Source organism: uncultured Clostridium sp. (genome assembly GCF_900547735.1).
Taxonomy (GTDB): domain Bacteria; phylum Bacillota; class Clostridia; order Lachnospirales; family Lachnospiraceae; genus Otoolea.
On the sequence record NZ_URHZ01000011.1, the window covers coordinates 1 to 16,472 of the forward strand.

Sequence of the window (16,472 nt, forward strand, 5' to 3'; positions counted from 1 at the left end):
TTTGCCGTTTCTGTGCATCGCGAAGCGTGTTGCTGGGCACGGAGTGAACAGTAACGACGCAAGGACGCCTCTGTAAAATGGCGGACGGGGTGGTGGGATAGGTGGTCGAGAATTGTCACTCTTAAAATAATTGAATTTCCCTCCCTCAGATGTTAAAATAATCGTAGCAATCAAGTACCTTCACAGATACTGCTCCGCCATGCAAAAAAGCAAAAACGCTTTTTTATGCGGGCAAACCCGTAATTTAATGATTTATACAAGGAGGCCGCCATGTATTTCTACATACCCGTTAAAATTTACGAAGAAGAAAATTGTATCTCCAACCATAAGAAAGAGCTGTCCTCTCTGGGGACAAAAGCGCTCCTGGTCACAGGAAAACGGTCTTCAAGACTGAACGGTTCCCTGGACGATGTGATGAAGGCGCTGGAATCTGAAGGCCGTACATTCACCGTTTTCGATGAAATCGAAGAGAATCCATCCATTGAAACGGTGATGGCCGCAAGAGATGCCGGGCTGGCGGCTGGCGCGGACTTTGTCGTCGGCATTGGAGGCGGTTCCCCGATGGACGCCGCCAAAGCTATTGCGTTGATGATGCACCACAAGGATAAGGGCGCTGATTACCTCTATCAAATGAATGCCGATTCCACCGCTCTTCCCGTTGCGGCCGTTCCCACCACCTGCGGAACGGGTTCGGAGGCAACTCCCTTTGCCATCCTGACCATTCACGAGAAAAGGACCAAATCCAGTCTGCCGCACAAGATATTTCCCGCCCTTGCCCTACTGGACGCAAAGTATCTGTCCACCGCCCCTAAAAAGGTGCTCTGCGACACGGCGGTCGACGCCCTTGGGCATTTTATCGAGAGTTATATCAATTCGAATGCAAGCGATTACAGCCGCATGTGCGTCACGGAAGGACTTTCCGTATGGAGCCGGAGCCGTGATGTGCTGACCGGAAAACGCGAGGCCAAACTGCAGGACTACCGGAATATGCTGAATGCCTCCACGATGGCCGGCATGGCCATCACCCATACCGGCACCTCCCTTCCCCACGGACTCAGCTACTATGTCACTTATGAACAGGGCACCGCCCATGGAAAGGCGATCGGCCGTTTCCTCTGCGGATACCTGAAAGCCGCCGGTAAAAAAGAACGTGAATTGATTCTCTCCCGTGCCGGCTTTGACGGCCTTAAGGATTTCGAACTGTTTTATGAGACGGTCTGCGGAAAAGAGTCCCTGTCGGACGCTTTGAAGGAAACGGCAGCCGAAGGAGTTTTATCAAGCCCCGAAAAGCTGAACAACTGTCCGTTTGCGGTGGACAAAGCCATCCTGTACCGTATCATGGAATAGTTTAGAAACAAAAGCAGGAAACAGAAAGTACCTACCGGGATTTCTTTATTGCCGGGAACACAAATGCCGGGAACCAGAGTCCATACGTCCTCTGGTTCCCGACTTCTCTTTACCCCATTTCGCAGACCTTCTCTTTACCCCGCCTCCTCGAAATTCCCGGTGTAAAGCTGAAAGTATTTCCCTTTCTTTTCAATCAGTTCCTCGTGGGAACCTCTCTCGATAATTCTTCCCTGCTCCATAACCATGATACAGTCGGAGTTTCTGATTGTGGACAGCCTGTGGGCAATGACAAATGTGGTGCGCCCCTTCATCAGGGCATCCATACCGGCCTGTACCAGCGCCTCCGTCCTTGTATCAATGGACGAAGTCGCCTCATCCAGGATAAGGACGGGCGGATCCGCAACCGCGGCCCTGGCAATGGAAAGGAGCTGTCGCTGTCCCTGGCTTAAGCTTCCTCCGTCTCCGGTGAGCATGGTCTGGTAACCGTCCGGGAGACGGCAGATAAAACTGTCCGCATTGGCCAGCTTTGCAGCCCTGATGCACTCCTCATCGGTGGCGTTCAATTTGCCGTAACGGATATTGTCCATGACGGTCCCCGTAAACAGATGAGTGTCCTGAAGCACGATTCCCATCGAATGCCTCAGCGCCGGTTTCTTGATCTTATTGATATTGATTCCATCATACCGGATTTTTCCGTCCTGTATATCATAGAACCGGTTGATCAGGTTGGTGATCGTGGTCTTTCCCGCGCCGGTGGAGCCTACAAAGGCAATCTTCTGTCCCGGCTCGGCAAACATCTTGATATTGTGAAGCACCATTTTTGAATCGTCATATCCAAAGTCGACATCATCAAAGACAACGCCTCCCTCCAGTTTTTTATAGGTGACCGTGCCTTCCGCTTTATGAGGATGTTTCCAGGCCCAAACTCCGGTTCTCTCCTGCGTTTCTTCCAGGGAACCGTCTTCCAGTTCCTTCACGTTTACAAATTCCACATAACCGTTATCTTCCTCCGATTCTTCATCCAGCAGTTCAAAGACCCTGTCTGCGCCTGCCGCGGCCATGACGATCGAGTTCATCTGCTGGCTGATTTGGGTGATCGGCTGTGTAAAGTTCTTATTCAGTCCCACAAAAGCAATGATTGTACCGATGGTGATGCCGCCGACTCCGTTTAAGGCAAGCAGGGCACCGGCCACGGCACAGAACACATAGCTTAAATTTCCGATGTTTGAGTTTACCGGCATGAGAAGATTGGCGTAACGGTTGGCTTTATCCGCACTGCCGCGCAGCTTTTCATTGATCTTGCGGAAGTCTTCTTTTGCCTTTTCCTCGTGGCAGAATACCTTCACCACCTTCTGTCCGTCCATCATCTCCTCGATAAATCCGTCCACTGCGCCCAGATCCCGCTGCTGTTCACCGAAATGGACCGCCGACAGCCCGGAAAGTTTTTTCGTCGCCAGAAGCATCACAACGGCCATGGCAAATGTGAGAAGTGCCAGCGGCACATTTAAAAGCAGCATGGAAACCGCCGTCGCAACCAGGGTGACCGCCGAATTGACCACCTGCGGCACGCTCTGGCTCATCAACTGGCGCAGCGTGTCAACGTCATTGGTGTACACGGACATGATATCGCCGTGGGCATGAGTGTCAAAATACCGGACCGGCAGGGATTCCATTTTCCGGAACAGTTCCTCGCGGAGACGTTTCATTGTGCCCTGGCTGACGGTGACCATAATCCGGTTGTATCCGTAAGAGGTAAAAAGGCTGACCAGATAAAGAAGGGCCAGGCCGGAAAGCGCTGCAAAAAGCGGTGAGAAATCGGGAGCCGTCTGCCCCAGCATCGGCTGGATGTAATCATCCACCAGAGACTGTACAAATACCATCCCCTTTAAACTGGCCGCAGCGGAAACAATGATGCAGGCCAGAACGGCCAGAAATGCCGCCTTATAATTGGTAATCATATATTGAATGACCCGTTTGAGAATCCTCATAGACTCTCCGGCTTTATTTGTGTTGCTTTTTTCCATCAGGCAGCACCTTCCTTTCCTGTTCCGGGCTGGTCGAAATCTCCCCCGCCCTTATTCTGTGATTCATAAATTTCCCGATAGATTTCATTCGTTTCAAGCAGCTCCTCATGAGTTCCAAAACCATTTATTTTTCCGTCATCCAGCACCAGGATTCTGTCGGCATGGCTGACGCTTGAAATACGCTGGGCAATAATGAGCTTTGTGGTTCCCGGAATCACCCTCGCAAAGGCGTCCCGTATCCTGGCATCCGTCGCCGTATCCACGGCGCTTGTGGAATCGTCCAGAATCAAAATTTTGGGTTTTTTAAGGAGAGCTCTTGCAATACAGAGCCTCTGCTTCTGTCCGCCCGAGACATTGACGCCTCCCCGCTCAATATACGTATCGTATTTCCCGGGCAGAAGCTCTATAAATTCGTCGGCACAGGCAGCCCGGCATGCCTCCCGGCACTCTTCTTCCGTCGCCTCTCCGTTACCCCACCGCAGGTTTTCCAGAATCGTTCCCGAAAACAGGACATTTTTCTGAAGAACCACGGACACCGCATCACGCAGCTTTTCCATATCGTACTGTCTCACATCCTGGCCTCCGACGGACACGGAACCGCCGTCCACGTCGTAGAGGCGGCTGATCAGACTGACCAGACTGGATTTTCCGCTTCCCGTGCTTCCAATGATTCCTATCGTTTCCCCGGAATTAATGTGAAGGTCAATTCCCGACAAGGCCTTTTTTCCGCTCCCTTTCCTGTAGGAAAAGGTTACGCTGTCAAAATGGATACTGCCGTCTTTCACTTCCTTCACAGGGTTTTCCGGATTGCGGATGTCGGGTTCCTCTTTAAATACTTCTTCGATCCTCCTGATGCTGGCGGCGCTCATCGTGAGCATGACAAATACCATGGAAAGCATCATTAACGACATCATGATCGACATTGTATAGCTGAAAAGGGAGGTCAGCTCCCCGCTGCTCATGGTGCCGACCACGATGAATCTGGCGCCAAACCAGGAAATTGCGATAATGCAGCCATAGACGACAAGCATCATGGCCGGATTGTTAAACGCCAGCAGTCCCTCGGCTTTGACAAACAGCCTGCGCAGGTTTTCCGCCGCTTTGGAAAATTTCCTGTTTTCGTAGTCCTCCCTGACATAAGCTTTAACAACTCGGATACCGGATACGTTTTCCTGGACTCCCGCATTTAAATCGTCATATTTTCTGAACACGACATCGAATACCTTTCGGGCCGCCATCATGATGCCTCCCAGGACGCAGCCAAGGAACAGGATGGCACAGAGGAAAACCATGCTCAGCTTCGGGCTTATCATGAAAGACATCGCCATGCTGCATATAAGCATCAGAGGGGAACGGACCGCAATTCTGATGCACATCTGGTAAGCATTCTGGATATTGGTCACATCCGTGGTCATACGGGTTACCAGACTGGCCGTGCTGAATCTGTCAATGTTGGAAAATGAATACGTCTGGATTTTATCATAAATACCCTGCCTTAAATTACAGGCCAGGCCCGAAGATGCGCTGGCCGCATATTTGCCGGCCATAGCCCCCGATACCAGGCTGACGGCCGCCATGGCAACCATAATGCCGCCGTAACGATACACCTTGTTCATATCTCCGCCCTGAATGCCCTCATCAATGATAAGCGCCGTGATGAATGGCAGCATCACCTCCATAATGACCTCTAAAGCCGTAAACAGGGGCGTCAGAATGGAATCCTTTTTATACTGTTTAAGCTGTCCTAAAATTGTTTTCATATTTTAAATCATCTCCTTCTCACTTTCTGCCTATTTTGTACGTCCGCAGGTTCCGTTCCAGTTTGTTGAAGCATTCGAACATCTTTTTCTCCTCCTCATCCGTTACATCTCTCATAAGTTCCTGCTCCATGCTCTTTATTCTGAAATCCAGCGCCGCCTTCACGCCGGCCCCCTTTGGGGTTGCCAGAATCATCTTCTGTCTGTCGTCATGCGGACAGTTTTCAAACTGTATATATCCCTTCTGCCTGAGCTTTTTAAGCAGATTGGAAACGGTAGGCCGGGCAATACCAAAGTTCCTGTGGATTTCAGCCGAACAGATTGCCGTCTCCTGATGCTGCAGCACATAGATCAGGACTGCTCCCTGGGATGCCGTCAGCCCCAGATCTTCCAGGAGGTCGTTTATCACGCTTTCCAGCTCCAGATTTAATTTTTTCAGATTCCAGAGCAGCAGGCTCTCTCTCTGTTCCATTCTCTCACCTCACCACATTTGTTCGCTTGCTAACAGTTACCTTCCTTATATTTTATAACTCCATTTCCGTTGAATGTGAAATTCAAATATGTTATAATCTATAAATAATTTTTATTGATATATATAAAAGTCATTTTTAACATTGTTCAATTTCCGGCATCAATAGAGGCTTTTATGTCCATATCAGATATTAAATTTCATCGCACAACAGGGAGGTTTTATATGAATACGGTACAGCTTGAATGTTTTATGGCAGTCGCAGAATATCTCAACTTTTCCAGGGCCGCGGAAGTTTTGAAGATCACCCAGCCGGCCGTCAGCCATCAGATCACCTCGCTGGAGGATGAACTGGGAACAAAACTGTTTACCAGGACCAGCAAAAGCGTGAGCCTGACCCATGCCGGGTTTATGTTTATGGAAGATGCCTCCGGGATCTTAAAAATAGCCGCCACCGCTAAAAACAGGCTGGGAACGGGAGCGAAAGAATTCCAGGTTCTGGATATCGGCTGCCATAACCAGTCCGAGCTCGAACTCCTGCCTCCTGTCCTCGCAAAGATGCGCGGTACATTTCCTGCGCTTCACCCCTCCATTAAGCAGATTCCGTTCAAATCCATGGCAAATCTGCTGGATGAGGGACGTCTTCACGTGATGTTTGCCTTCCGCCATGAGGAGTCCAAAAAGCCACTTGGTTTTTTCCATGAACTGAGCAAACGGCCGATTGCCTGCGTATGCACCTCGGACCACCCCTTCGCGGGCCGCAGTTCCCTGACGCTGGACGAACTTAAGGGACCGATGATCACCTGTGAGCCGCACAGACTGCCCTCCCCGGTCCTGCAAATCCAGGTGCGCGCATCCTCCACCCTCCATCCGTCCGAACTCTTTTTCGTAGACGGATACGAGGCCACCCTCGCCATGGTAAAATCAGGTCTTGGTTTTTCCCTGCTTCCCGATTATCCGGGCCGCAAAGACTGCGGACTTTGTTATATACCGGTAAGCGGAGCGGCTCCGCTCAGTTTTGGGGTGTATTATAAAAGCCTGGCGGGAAATCATATATTAAAGGAATTTATAAGACTGCTGGATTTGGAATATAAGACGTTAGAATAATAAGATTTGTAATAGGTCTTCTATCAAATTGCGATGCGGAACTTTCCCAAACCATTAAAAGGAGTCCGGCACCACCGGACTCCTCAGCTATCTGTGTTCATAAATTAAATCAACAATACCATTATAACTTTTTGTACCCGCCAATTTTAGTTCTATCTCATTTTTCGTTTCACTGAACAGGCGGATCCCTTTTCCTAAAATAGTCGGGATAACCGAAATATAATATCTGTCTATCAAATCATTGCTGATAAGCTGCCGGGCAATGTCGGCGCCGCCGCAGATCCAAATCCCTTTTCCCGGATTCTGCCTCAATTGCTTCACAAGCTCAACCGGATTTTGTCCGGTAAAAATAATCTCATCCGTCGGCTCTTTCCAATGGTGCGTTATGATATAACTTGTGAGGCCGTGATACATCCATTCGTCGGGAGAGAGCTCTGTGACAAGCTGGTTGTAGGTGTTGGCTCCCATAATAACCGTATCAATATCCTTAATAAACTCATAATAAGACGCCATGTCGTCCGCACCGGAAACCTGTCCTTTCAGCCAGTCCACTCCGCCGTTTCCGTCGGCAATATACCCGTCAAGACTCATTGCAATAAATAAAACTACTTTCTTCACCCTGCTGCCTCCTCATTCGTAACAGTTCAGACAGCATGAACTGTTACCCTCATTCACTTTTGCCGTTACATCCACTCTTCCGGATGATTCATCTTCCTCTGTAATTCATCAAAGAACACCTTCATATGGTAACCGTCCGTCGTGGCGTGATGAACCGTAACGGACAGGGGCATAACCGACCGGCCGCCGTTCTTTTCCGTAAATCCTCCCGCCTCAAAGCTGGGTAGATAATAATCTTTTATCCCGTGGTTATGCAGTGAAAAACTGTTGAACGTAAACCATGGAATGCAGGAAATGATATAGGCGTTGGACGGCGGCGCCCCTTTGGAACTCAGAATTCCATGGCTCCCGCCGTGTTGCTCCGTGTCTTCCAGATACCGTCTGTGAAACTCCGGAAAACTGTCACTGTATTCCGTCCATAGCAGCGAAGTTGTATTGTCGTCGCTGTGAAACTGAGGATAGGCCGGGGTCAGAGAATTCCAGTATCCTAAAACACCATCCTTCACGGCCACCCTCAGTTCCTTCTGCCTTGCAGCCGCTCCGGTCACCAGATAGAGATAGGCCGGAAAAAACTTATATCCGCCCGCCTTTAAGGCCTTCCTCATAACCGTCACGTCCATGTCCACATTAATGGTATAGCTTGTCGGCGCCATCTGGGTATAATAATAAAAAGCCTGTGCCATAGGCCACGTCTGCATATCGATTGGCTGGAAATCACTCATTGTCTTCCCTCTCTTTTCCCTGCTGTTTTTTCCTGTTTCGGTTCTAATCATATCTGTGAACCGGAATTATTACAATCGACGCTCCGTGGAGTTTCATAAGTGCATGTTAAATGAATTCTTCAGGACGTTTTCCCTGGAAAAAGCGATTACTTTGGAAGGCGTATCCTGATTAATTCCGCAAAGAACCTGGCTCCTGTTTCCAGAATATCATCATTATAATCAAACAGTGAATTGTGAAGGGGAACATTCTCCGACGGAACTTTGCTTTTTCCGGAACCCAGAAATACAAAGCAGCCGGGTATCCTTTCGATAAAAGCGCCGAAATCTTCAGAACCCATAAGCGGCTCGCAGTCGGTGTCCACATTTTCTTTTCCGACTACCCGTTCCGCTGCTTTTTCCACCCATCCGACACAGCTATCCCAATTGACATTCGGTGCAAATTCATGGGTATAGACAAACCGGCATTCCGCCCCGTAAATCCCACAGACTCCCTCCGAAACGGCGCGCATTTTTTCTTCGATAAATGCCTGCATTTCCTTTGAATAGCTTCTTGTGTCGCCTTTAATTGTGACAGTGGTCGGGATCGCATTATGCGCCCCGTCTGTAAACAGTTCGGTACAGGAAATCACGGCCGGATTGAGCGGGTTATTCAGACGTGAAACAATCGTCTGCAGGCCCATGATAATCTCGGCGGCAATGACAATCGGATCGATTCCAAGATGCGGCAAAGAGGCATGGCTTCCCCGGCCCGTTATCGTGATGACGAAATTGTCCTCCGAAGCACCGATTCCACCCGGCCTGGTATTAATTGTACCCGCCGGAAGCTGCGGCATATTGTGCATGCCGTACATTTCATCAATGGCAAAATGCTCCAGAACGCCGTCGTTTATCATGGCCATCGCACCCTTTCCCGGCTCCTCCGCCGGCTGGAAGACAAAGCAGACCGTCCCGTTAAAATCCCGGCTTTCGGACAGAAGTTCCGCCGCGCCCAGAAGCGTTGCCGTATGGCCGTCATGGCCGCATCCGTGCATTTTACCGGGATTTTGTGACTTGTAAGGCGGCTCCCCCTTCTCTTCCAGATTGATGGCGTCAAAATCGGCGCGCAGGCCAATCACTTCTTTGCCGTCGCCGGCTTTCAATACGGCAACCACACCGGTGACGCCAATACCGGTATGCACTTCAAGACCCATGTTTCTCAGAATATCCGCAATATATTCCGAGGTCATCTTTTCCTCAAGAGCGGTTTCCGGATGCGCATGTAAATAGTGTCTCCATTCTTTCATCCGGGCAGTCAGTTCTTTATTATTCATCGTAATCCTCCTCCATCTTCTCTGCTCATATCTCCTCCGTATTCTTCTGAAAATATCCCTTAGTTTCCGCTTTCCTTATCTTTAATTGTAAATCATTTTCTATTCCCTCACAATATCAAGTTACGTCCCCGAACAACGAAAAGCTCGCTTCGCGAACTTTTCATTGCCACTCAACAAGTATAAAGACAGCCCCATACAAATCCGCCGTAACGCACCTGTTTGGGGCTGCCTTAATTCTATCTCTTACCAAAAATTTTCAACCGTTTTCCTCTATCAAAACCCATATACCGAAAAACCGTCTTTTCCTTAAATGTCTATATATCAATGTCTGTGCATTGAGAACGATTCCATCTTATACTGCTTCAGATTCTCGTTCACCTGTCTTGCGTCGGCCTCGGCTATCAGTTTATCTCTCGATTTCTTTGCCTCGTTCTCCGCTTTATGGCTGCTAGGTCCGCCGACACAGCCGCCCACGCAGGCCATACCCTCGACGAAGTCCTCCGGCAGTCTTCCCATTTTCAGGAGAAGGAGCGCTTTCTTGCACTCTGCCGCGCCATTGCATTTTGCGACCTTGATATCCGTGTTTTCATCCATTTCCTTCAGGCACTCAAGCACAGCGGCCGTAACGCCTCCGCCGTTGCCAAAGCGTTTTCCAAATACGCTGGCCTGCTGGTTTACATTCTCCTCCGGTTCGAGAACCACGTCTTTTGCGCGGAGCATGGCGCGGATTTCGCCGTAGGTCATCGCATAATCGGCATTGCCCTGGATGTTCAGATCCAGTGTCTCACTCTTCTTTGCAATACACGGTCCGATAAATACGGTGACAATCTCGGGATCCTCCGCTTTCAGCATTCTGGAAACGCCGCACATCGGAGACACGGTGGTGGACATATTGTTAAGGAGTTCCGGGTAGTGCTGTTTAATCATATTTACGAACGCCGGACAGCAGGAGGTGGTCAGCTTCTTGCCCTCTTTATAGGCCTCGGCCCACTCGGCAGCCTCGGCGGAGGCCGTCATGTCGCCGCCCAGACCAACCTCAATCATATCGGCAAAACCGACTTTTTTGAGAGCCGTTCTCCAGCTTTCAAATGTGATGTCGGGACCGAACTGGCCTTCCGTGGCGGGCGCCAGCATGGCGACTACTTTCTTTCCCGCATTGATCAGGCGGATCACATCCACCATAAATGTCTTGGAACCAATTGCTCCGAACGGACAGCTGTGGATGCAGGCGCCGCACTGGATGCATTTCTTCTCATCGATCACACAGATGCCGTACTCATCGTAAGTGATGGCGTCCACCGGGCATACCTTCTTGCAGGGACGCTCTAAGTGGGCGATGGCGTTATACGGGCAGGCCGTCGCGCATTTGCCGCACTCACGGCATTTGTCCGGGTCGATAAACGCCTTGTTGTTGCCCATTGTGATTGCTCCGAAAGGGCAGGAATTCTGGCAGGCTTTGCCCATACATTTACGGCAGTTGTCCGTAACCGTATAGGAAGCGATTGGACACTCCTCACAGGCTGCACTTATGACCTGCACGACGTTATTCGTATTTCTTCCCGTCGGGCATTTGCCCTCTGCAAGGCGCACCCTCTGTCTGATTACTTCTCTCTCTTTATAAATACAGCAGCGGTAATGCGCCTGAGGTCCCGGAATCATCTTTCCCGGAAGTTCATCCCTCTTGTCATCCACCAGCTGATCTTCCCATGCCAGCTTCGCTACCTCGTAAAGTACATCATGCTTTAACTTCAGTATTGTCGCGTCATTTGTTACCATTTTACGTATCCTCCTTAATAGTAAGTAACCGTAACTCTTTTTCCCATTTTTTCGACTGCCGTCATAAGCTGCCTCACCAGGTTCTGCCGGATTCCCAGGTCAAAGGGAAGTCCCGGATTCTGGTAAGCGCTGTTGATCGCTTTTCCCACATACAGTTGAAGCTCCGTACAGTCCTCTATCAGAATTTTCGCAAGCATGGACGCTCCGTTATTTTTGTCCAGCTCTTTGAAAAAGTCATAGCTCAAATCTTTCTTTTCCACAAACCGGTTCAGTATATCAACGACACGGCTCAGGGTCAGGACCCCCTCGGTGACCAGGTCAATCCCCTCCATATAGGCAATCGGCGGGATTTCCGGGTCTGTGTAGTCCATTGAAACCTTTAACGGTCTTCCAAGCTCCCTCGACAGGATGGTTGCGCTCGTTCCTCCCGAAACAATGCGCGACGCCGTCTCATCTTTCATAAACTCCCGGATAATTCTCTCATCGTCGTCCCGGTCCACCGGCGGTCCTGTCATCAGGTGCACCGGCCTTCTGTCAATAATCTGCATGACAGCCACCGTGGTGTCGTCTCCCGGCTTTTCCTCATAGAGCTTGTTGCACTCTTCACAGATTGCCGCCGCCAGACGGATGGAGGAAATCGGCCTCTCCCTCTGCGCTGCCGCAAACTGCGCGATATCCTTCCACGGCCATCCGAAGGTCATGGATTTTCCCACTCCCGCATGGATGGTGCCGTCACTCATCAGAATCAGCGCATCGCCCTTTTTCACGGTAAAACGGAATTCATTAATCTCTTTGTCCTTGATCACTTTCGTGTTCTTCGGAATCTTTACAACTTCCCCATCGCGGATAAAAATACAGCGCGGGTTGTCGTATTCCACCAGATAGGCTTCCCCGTTATTGAACACCTGGAGAATGGAAAACGTGGCATATGCCACCTGCCTGATCTGACAGATCGGGAGTGTCTGGACTATGGTTTCCACGCACTCTTCCAGAGCGGCCCCGTTCAAAAACATCGTTCCCAGGATTTTGGCCGTCAGTGTGGAAAGGATGTTGGCCTTCACGCCGCTCCCCATCCCGTCCGCCAGTATCATAACATCGGAATCTTCTGTTTTTAAAAGTTCCACCGTGTCTCCGCACAGAATCTCGGAATACTTATTCAGACTCTTATAAGTGACATCTACGGTAATTCCCATTATCGGACCTCACTTTCGTTCCCATCGTCAATCAAAGAACAAAGTTTAGTAAGCGTCGTTTTCGTCTCTGCAGTGGTTTCACCCAGAAGCCCGGCGATTTCCTGGGCTACCATCATCTGTTTATAGATTACTTTCTGGGCAAGTTCAATTGTGGCTTTGCGTTTCTCATACTCCTGCTGCTCCTGCTTCTCCTCCCGCGTCACGTCGATAAACGTCGCGATCACCAGATTTCCCTTGGCTATATAGGCAATATTCTGGATGGTTGCCAGGTTTAACTCAGGATAAATCACTTTTTTACTGTGGATGCTTGCGTGAGTCCTGAATACCTCCTCCACATCCTCCGTATCGATAAATTCTCCCAGAAGGTGTCCCTTCATCTCCTTGCGCTTCAGGCTGAAATATTTCTCCGACGCGGCGGAACACTCCAGGATTTTCATATCCTCATCAATAATCATGATAATATTCGGCGAAGTCTCCATCACCAGATGGGACAGCGACCTTGCCCTGTCATAGAGGTAGGGGATGCACATGTTGAGCTCCGCCTTCTTCTGGCAGACGGCAATCGCCTTGTCGCGGCAGGTCGGATAACCGCAGGCTCCACAGTTTAATTCCTGCTCCGGCCTGTTTTTGCCCGTCTTCTTAAGAATTTCCCGGATCTCCTCCTCGGTCGGCATAATCTCCTTCATGGCCCTGTTTTTAAAGGTGCGGGCAATGGGAACCTTCCTTGCATTCTCATTCAGGAAGGACAAATCCGCCGCCTCCTTTGGAAGCATCTCTTCCAGATCCAGCTTCACCTTAAAACTCGAAACCGTGGCCGCAGTGGCAGGTCCGTTGATACAGCCGCCGTGGCAGGCGTTCATCTCGATAAAACAGCCCTCCACTTCCCCTGTCGTCATGGCTTCGCAGACATCCAGACAGTCCTTCACACCGCTGACATAAAACTTGCGGTACTTATCGTGGCTCTTCTTGGTCGCCTCCACCGATGTGAGCAGTCCTCCGCTGATCGGGTAGCGCAGATTGGCTCCCAGATGGCGCTCGTCGAAACCGGTGTCTTCGCATTCATTTATCGTAATTCCTTCATCCTCCAGCCATTCCTTCAGCTCCTCAAATGTGAGGACGGCGTCGGGCCTGACCGCTCTCATCTTCTCTTTCTCTGCGATGCAGGGGCCGGCAAACACAATGCGGGCCTCCTCCCCATACTCCTCCTTCAGCATTCTCGTATGGATGCCCGAAGGAATCAGCACCGGGGCCAGATCGTCAATCAGCTCGGGATAATGGATTTCTATCAGGTTCACTATGCTGGGGCAGGCTGTTGTGATGATATTCTTCATCTCGCCCTTTTCCAGCAGTTTTACATATTCTCCGGTCGCCATCGCAGCGGCCTCGGCCGTATCACGCACATCCGAAAATCCCAGCTTTGTGAACGCCGATTTCACCTGTCCCCTTGTCCTGTAGTTAAACAGGCCGATATAGGCGGAGGAAAGCGACAGAATCACCGGTTTATCCTCGCTGAGAAACTGCTTCACCTTATCCAGCTCACTGGACATCTTCTTCGCCGACTGCGGGCAGCTTATCAGGCACTGGCCGCAGAGAATACAGCGGTTCGGCATAATGTAGGCATGGCCGTCACGGATCATAATGGATTTTACTTCACAGTCGCGGACGCATTTATAACAGTGCTTGCACATTGCGGCTTTGAAATCAATTATCGGCATCTTATTCTCCCTCTTATTTAAGCCGTCCTAAAATCTCTTTTTCAAAGAATTCTTCCGTCGTCTCCGGTTTTACGGAGTATAATTCTCCGTCCACCGTCACACAGACTCCCTTCAGACAATTACCTGAACAGAAATCTCCGTTCAAATCCACCTGGCCGTCCAGCTTGTTGTCACTGACAAGCTGCTGAAGTTTCTTAATCACTTCTCTGGAACCCTTCAGATGACAGGCACTTCCGATACAGATCGATACTCTCATGCTTAATCCTCCCTGAATTTTTGTTTCTTTTATCATTTATCACCAGGACCGTTTCCGTCCTTTTCGTTTCCCTTCCGTCGGCTGCGCGGGACCCCTTTCCTTCCGCTGAAAAAGCTGTCGTTTTGTGCCGCCTTCCGGCTGTAATCATTATCTCATATTGTGATATTATTATCAATCGTTTCCGCTATGTTTTCTTGTATTTTTTTAAGGGCATTCCCTGCGTTTGCCACCAATTTTCACTAATTTCTTGAACTTTTAACAGTTTCTTTACAAAAAGGCAATTCTCCCACCGCCGTCAAAAAAAGACGCCGTAAAACCGGCGCCGGCCGGGTTACAGCGTCTCCTTTTTAAATAACAAAAATTGCCGCAACCGCAAGATAAGCGGGAATCAGCCTGCGGTCCGCGGCCAGATAAGAAAGATTAAAAAACACCGAGAGCAGAATACAGAAAACGGCCGTCTCCCAGTCCTTGGTCAGTCCATGGAGCATCCCCCAAGTCATGGCGCAAAATATCCCGCCCCATAAAACGCTGCGGGTCCTGCGAAAAGGAAACAGAAGTTCTCCTGCCTGCTGCCCGAAGGCAACCAGAAACAGGATGATGACGGATTCAAACAGATAATAGAGGTGCTGCAAAAGAAACGCCGCCACTCCCGCACTCCCGTACTGCTTCAGAAAATAGTGCAGCTCGGAAAGCGGTTTTAACCGCAGGCTCATTCCGGGCATATCGAGTGACATGAACAGAATCCCGGCCGCCGCAATGAGAACAAGCATGAAAATGCGGGAGCCGGAAAGACGTTTCACGTTGTTTTTTAAATCGGGCAGCAGCTCCTTTTCCTTTGCCAGTCCGCAGAGCGCCATGCTGCCGCACCCCCACACGGTACAGATAAAGATAAAATGAAGACAGTGCTGCCAAACGGTCATACCGGTTGGCATGATATCCTGATAGAGGACATATTCAAGACAAAACACCGCAACATCCATACACAGGAGCAGAATAAAAAGCAGCCCCAGACCAATGCAGGCCAGTCCCTTTTTGATATTTCTTTTCGAATTCAACCTGATTCCTCCTTTTCATAAAAACGCCCGTCGGTTTCACTGATCGGTCCGTTAGATACAGTATAAAGACTTTTCCCATTCTGCGTATGTAACTTAGAACCGGATTTCCGCAACCTGACCGAATCCGGTAGAAAAAAGGGAAACCTGTGATATGATAGAAAGACGCTGTATGATGCAGTTAACAGGAAGAGAAAGGAAACCAACGGGACTATGAAGGTTATAATACATCAGAACGCCGGGCTCTCTGAAAATTATGCGGAAATCCACTGTTCGGAGGAGAATGCGGAAATCACCTGGGCCGCCGGAATCTTAAGCGCCGTTGACCGCCGTCTTTCCGGAACGGCCGGCGGGGTGGAAAAACAGCTTGCTCCTGCCGACCTCTTTTATTTTGAATCGGTTGATAAAAAAACGTTCGCCTATCTGGAAAGCAGTGTCTGGGAAGTTGGGATTTCACTCAGGGAGGCCGAGGAACGTTTTGCCGGACTGGGATTTGTGCGGATTAACAAATCAATGGTCGTCAACCTCTACCGAATCGACGCCATCCAAAACGATTTTGAGATGCGTGTCATCGCCCGCCTGGAAAATAACGAAACGCTCGTAATTAACCGACACTATAAGAAAAACTTCCGTGACCGTCTGGAAGAGATCAAAGAAAAACTGATGGGAGGAACCAATGAAGCTGATTAATAAAGAAAACTTTTTTTCGGTCTATTGTCAGGTATTTACAGTTGTGGGGCTTTTTGCAACCCTGGTCGATATCTTCTCCTACCGTGAAGTGAATTTTACCCAGTTTAATATTCTCGCCATTGCGGCGGGAAGCCTGGTCGGTGTCGTGATTCTGTCCCAGTCCTACCGGCTTAATCACCTTTCGCCGTTAAAAGTAATTCTCCTGGAATATTTTGTGGCCGCGGCCTGCATGATGGCGCTTACCTGGTGCACCAGTCTCTGGGAACCGGTGCACCCCCACGGTTATCTCGATATGCTCACCACCTTTTCCCTCCCCTATCTGGGCGGTTCCCTGTTCTACATGCACCGCCTGAAACAGGAAGTGAAAAAGCAGAATCAGGATATCCAGCTGATACGCCGCCTGCATGGGGAGAAAAAACAGTAACTGTTTCATGCA

At 49.8% G+C, this 16,472-nt stretch carries 15 protein-coding genes; 4 read left to right on the forward strand and 11 right to left on the reverse strand.

The annotated features are described in order from the left end of the window. The first annotated feature begins 270 nt into the window (after nucleotides 1–270). Nucleotides 271–1,347 (forward strand): iron-containing alcohol dehydrogenase family protein, encoded by a 1,077-nt coding sequence (locus tag QZT18_RS05160; RefSeq protein ID WP_294145230.1) that lies wholly within the window; start codon nucleotides 271–273, stop codon nucleotides 1,345–1,347. Nucleotides 1,348–1,481: 134 nt separating this feature from the next. Here the strand turns inward: QZT18_RS05160 and QZT18_RS05165 are convergent, their stop codons facing one another. Genes QZT18_RS05165 through QZT18_RS05175 form a run of 3 tightly spaced genes read right to left on the reverse strand, consistent with a single transcriptional unit; the run spans nucleotide 1,482 to nucleotide 5,600 of the window. Continuing rightward, complete coding sequence (locus QZT18_RS05165; protein ID WP_294145232.1) at nucleotides 1,482–3,371, reverse strand: ABC transporter ATP-binding protein; 1,890 nt, start codon at nucleotides 3,369–3,371, stop codon at nucleotides 1,482–1,484. After that, complete coding sequence (locus QZT18_RS05170; protein ID WP_294145234.1) at nucleotides 3,371–5,131, reverse strand: ABC transporter ATP-binding protein; 1,761 nt, start codon at nucleotides 5,129–5,131, stop codon at nucleotides 3,371–3,373. Before QZT18_RS05170 ends, QZT18_RS05165 begins: the two co-directional genes overlap by 1 nt. 19 nt (nucleotides 5,132–5,150) lie before the next feature. Then, the gene (locus QZT18_RS05175) at nucleotides 5,151–5,600 is read right to left on the reverse strand and encodes a MarR family winged helix-turn-helix transcriptional regulator (protein WP_294145235.1); all 450 of its coding nucleotides are present in this window, start codon (nucleotides 5,598–5,600) and stop codon (nucleotides 5,151–5,153) included. Nucleotides 5,601–5,822: 222 nt separating this feature from the next. Here QZT18_RS05175 and QZT18_RS05180 point away from each other — a divergent pair, with 222 nt between their 5' ends. Then, nucleotides 5,823–6,704 (forward strand): LysR family transcriptional regulator, encoded by an 882-nt coding sequence (locus QZT18_RS05180; RefSeq protein ID WP_294145237.1) that lies wholly within the window; start codon nucleotides 5,823–5,825, stop codon nucleotides 6,702–6,704. 87 nt (nucleotides 6,705–6,791) lie between these two features. On the opposite strand, the gene QZT18_RS05185 is transcribed toward QZT18_RS05180, so the two are convergent. The 8 genes from QZT18_RS05185 to QZT18_RS05220 form a co-directional block, all read right to left on the reverse strand. After that, nucleotides 6,792–7,322: a dihydrofolate reductase family protein gene (locus QZT18_RS05185; protein WP_294145239.1), complete on the reverse strand. Its 531-nt coding sequence runs from the start codon at nucleotides 7,320–7,322 to the stop codon at nucleotides 6,792–6,794. A 65-nt stretch (nucleotides 7,323–7,387) separates the two neighbouring features. After that, nucleotides 7,388–8,044: a CatA-like O-acetyltransferase gene (locus QZT18_RS05190; protein WP_294145241.1), complete on the reverse strand. Its 657-nt coding sequence runs from the start codon at nucleotides 8,042–8,044 to the stop codon at nucleotides 7,388–7,390. A gap of 146 nt (nucleotides 8,045–8,190) precedes the next feature. After that, entirely contained in the window at nucleotides 8,191–9,354 is a 1,164-nt protein-coding gene (locus tag QZT18_RS05195) for a M20 aminoacylase family protein (RefSeq protein ID WP_294145243.1), read from the reverse strand. 321 nt (nucleotides 9,355–9,675) lie between these two features. Next, nucleotides 9,676–11,130, reverse strand: a complete 1,455-nt coding sequence (locus QZT18_RS05200; RefSeq protein ID WP_294145245.1) for a 4Fe-4S dicluster domain-containing protein — start codon at nucleotides 11,128–11,130, stop codon at nucleotides 9,676–9,678. Nucleotides 11,131–11,144: 14 nt separating this feature from the next. Then, on the reverse strand, nucleotides 11,145–12,323 hold the full coding sequence (locus QZT18_RS05205; RefSeq protein ID WP_227030702.1) for a SpoIIE family protein phosphatase: 1,179 nt from the start codon (nucleotides 12,321–12,323) through the stop codon (nucleotides 11,145–11,147). Continuing rightward, entirely contained in the window at nucleotides 12,323–14,038 is a 1,716-nt protein-coding gene (locus tag QZT18_RS05210; protein WP_294145250.1) for a [Fe-Fe] hydrogenase large subunit C-terminal domain-containing protein, read from the reverse strand. Before QZT18_RS05210 ends, QZT18_RS05205 begins: the two co-directional genes overlap by 1 nt. Before the next feature lie 13 nt (nucleotides 14,039–14,051). Then, nucleotides 14,052–14,294, reverse strand: coding sequence for a (2Fe-2S) ferredoxin domain-containing protein (locus QZT18_RS05215; protein ID WP_125143567.1), 243 nt, complete (start codon nucleotides 14,292–14,294; stop codon nucleotides 14,052–14,054). Nucleotides 14,295–14,641: 347 nt separating this feature from the next. After that, the gene (locus QZT18_RS05220; RefSeq protein WP_294145252.1) at nucleotides 14,642–15,349 is read right to left on the reverse strand and encodes a hypothetical protein; all 708 of its coding nucleotides are present in this window, start codon (nucleotides 15,347–15,349) and stop codon (nucleotides 14,642–14,644) included. Nucleotides 15,350–15,559: 210 nt separating this feature from the next. On the opposite strand from QZT18_RS05220, the gene QZT18_RS05225 reads away from it, so the two are divergent. Both QZT18_RS05225 and QZT18_RS05230 read left to right on the forward strand, forming a co-directional pair. Beyond that, entirely contained in the window at nucleotides 15,560–16,036 is a 477-nt protein-coding gene (locus QZT18_RS05225; protein ID WP_294145254.1) for a LytTR family DNA-binding domain-containing protein, read from the forward strand. Beyond that, complete coding sequence (locus QZT18_RS05230; protein WP_294145256.1) at nucleotides 16,023–16,460, forward strand: DUF6608 family protein; 438 nt, start codon at nucleotides 16,023–16,025, stop codon at nucleotides 16,458–16,460. Before QZT18_RS05225 ends, QZT18_RS05230 begins: the two co-directional genes overlap by 14 nt. Nucleotides 16,461–16,472: the final 12 nt, after the last annotated feature.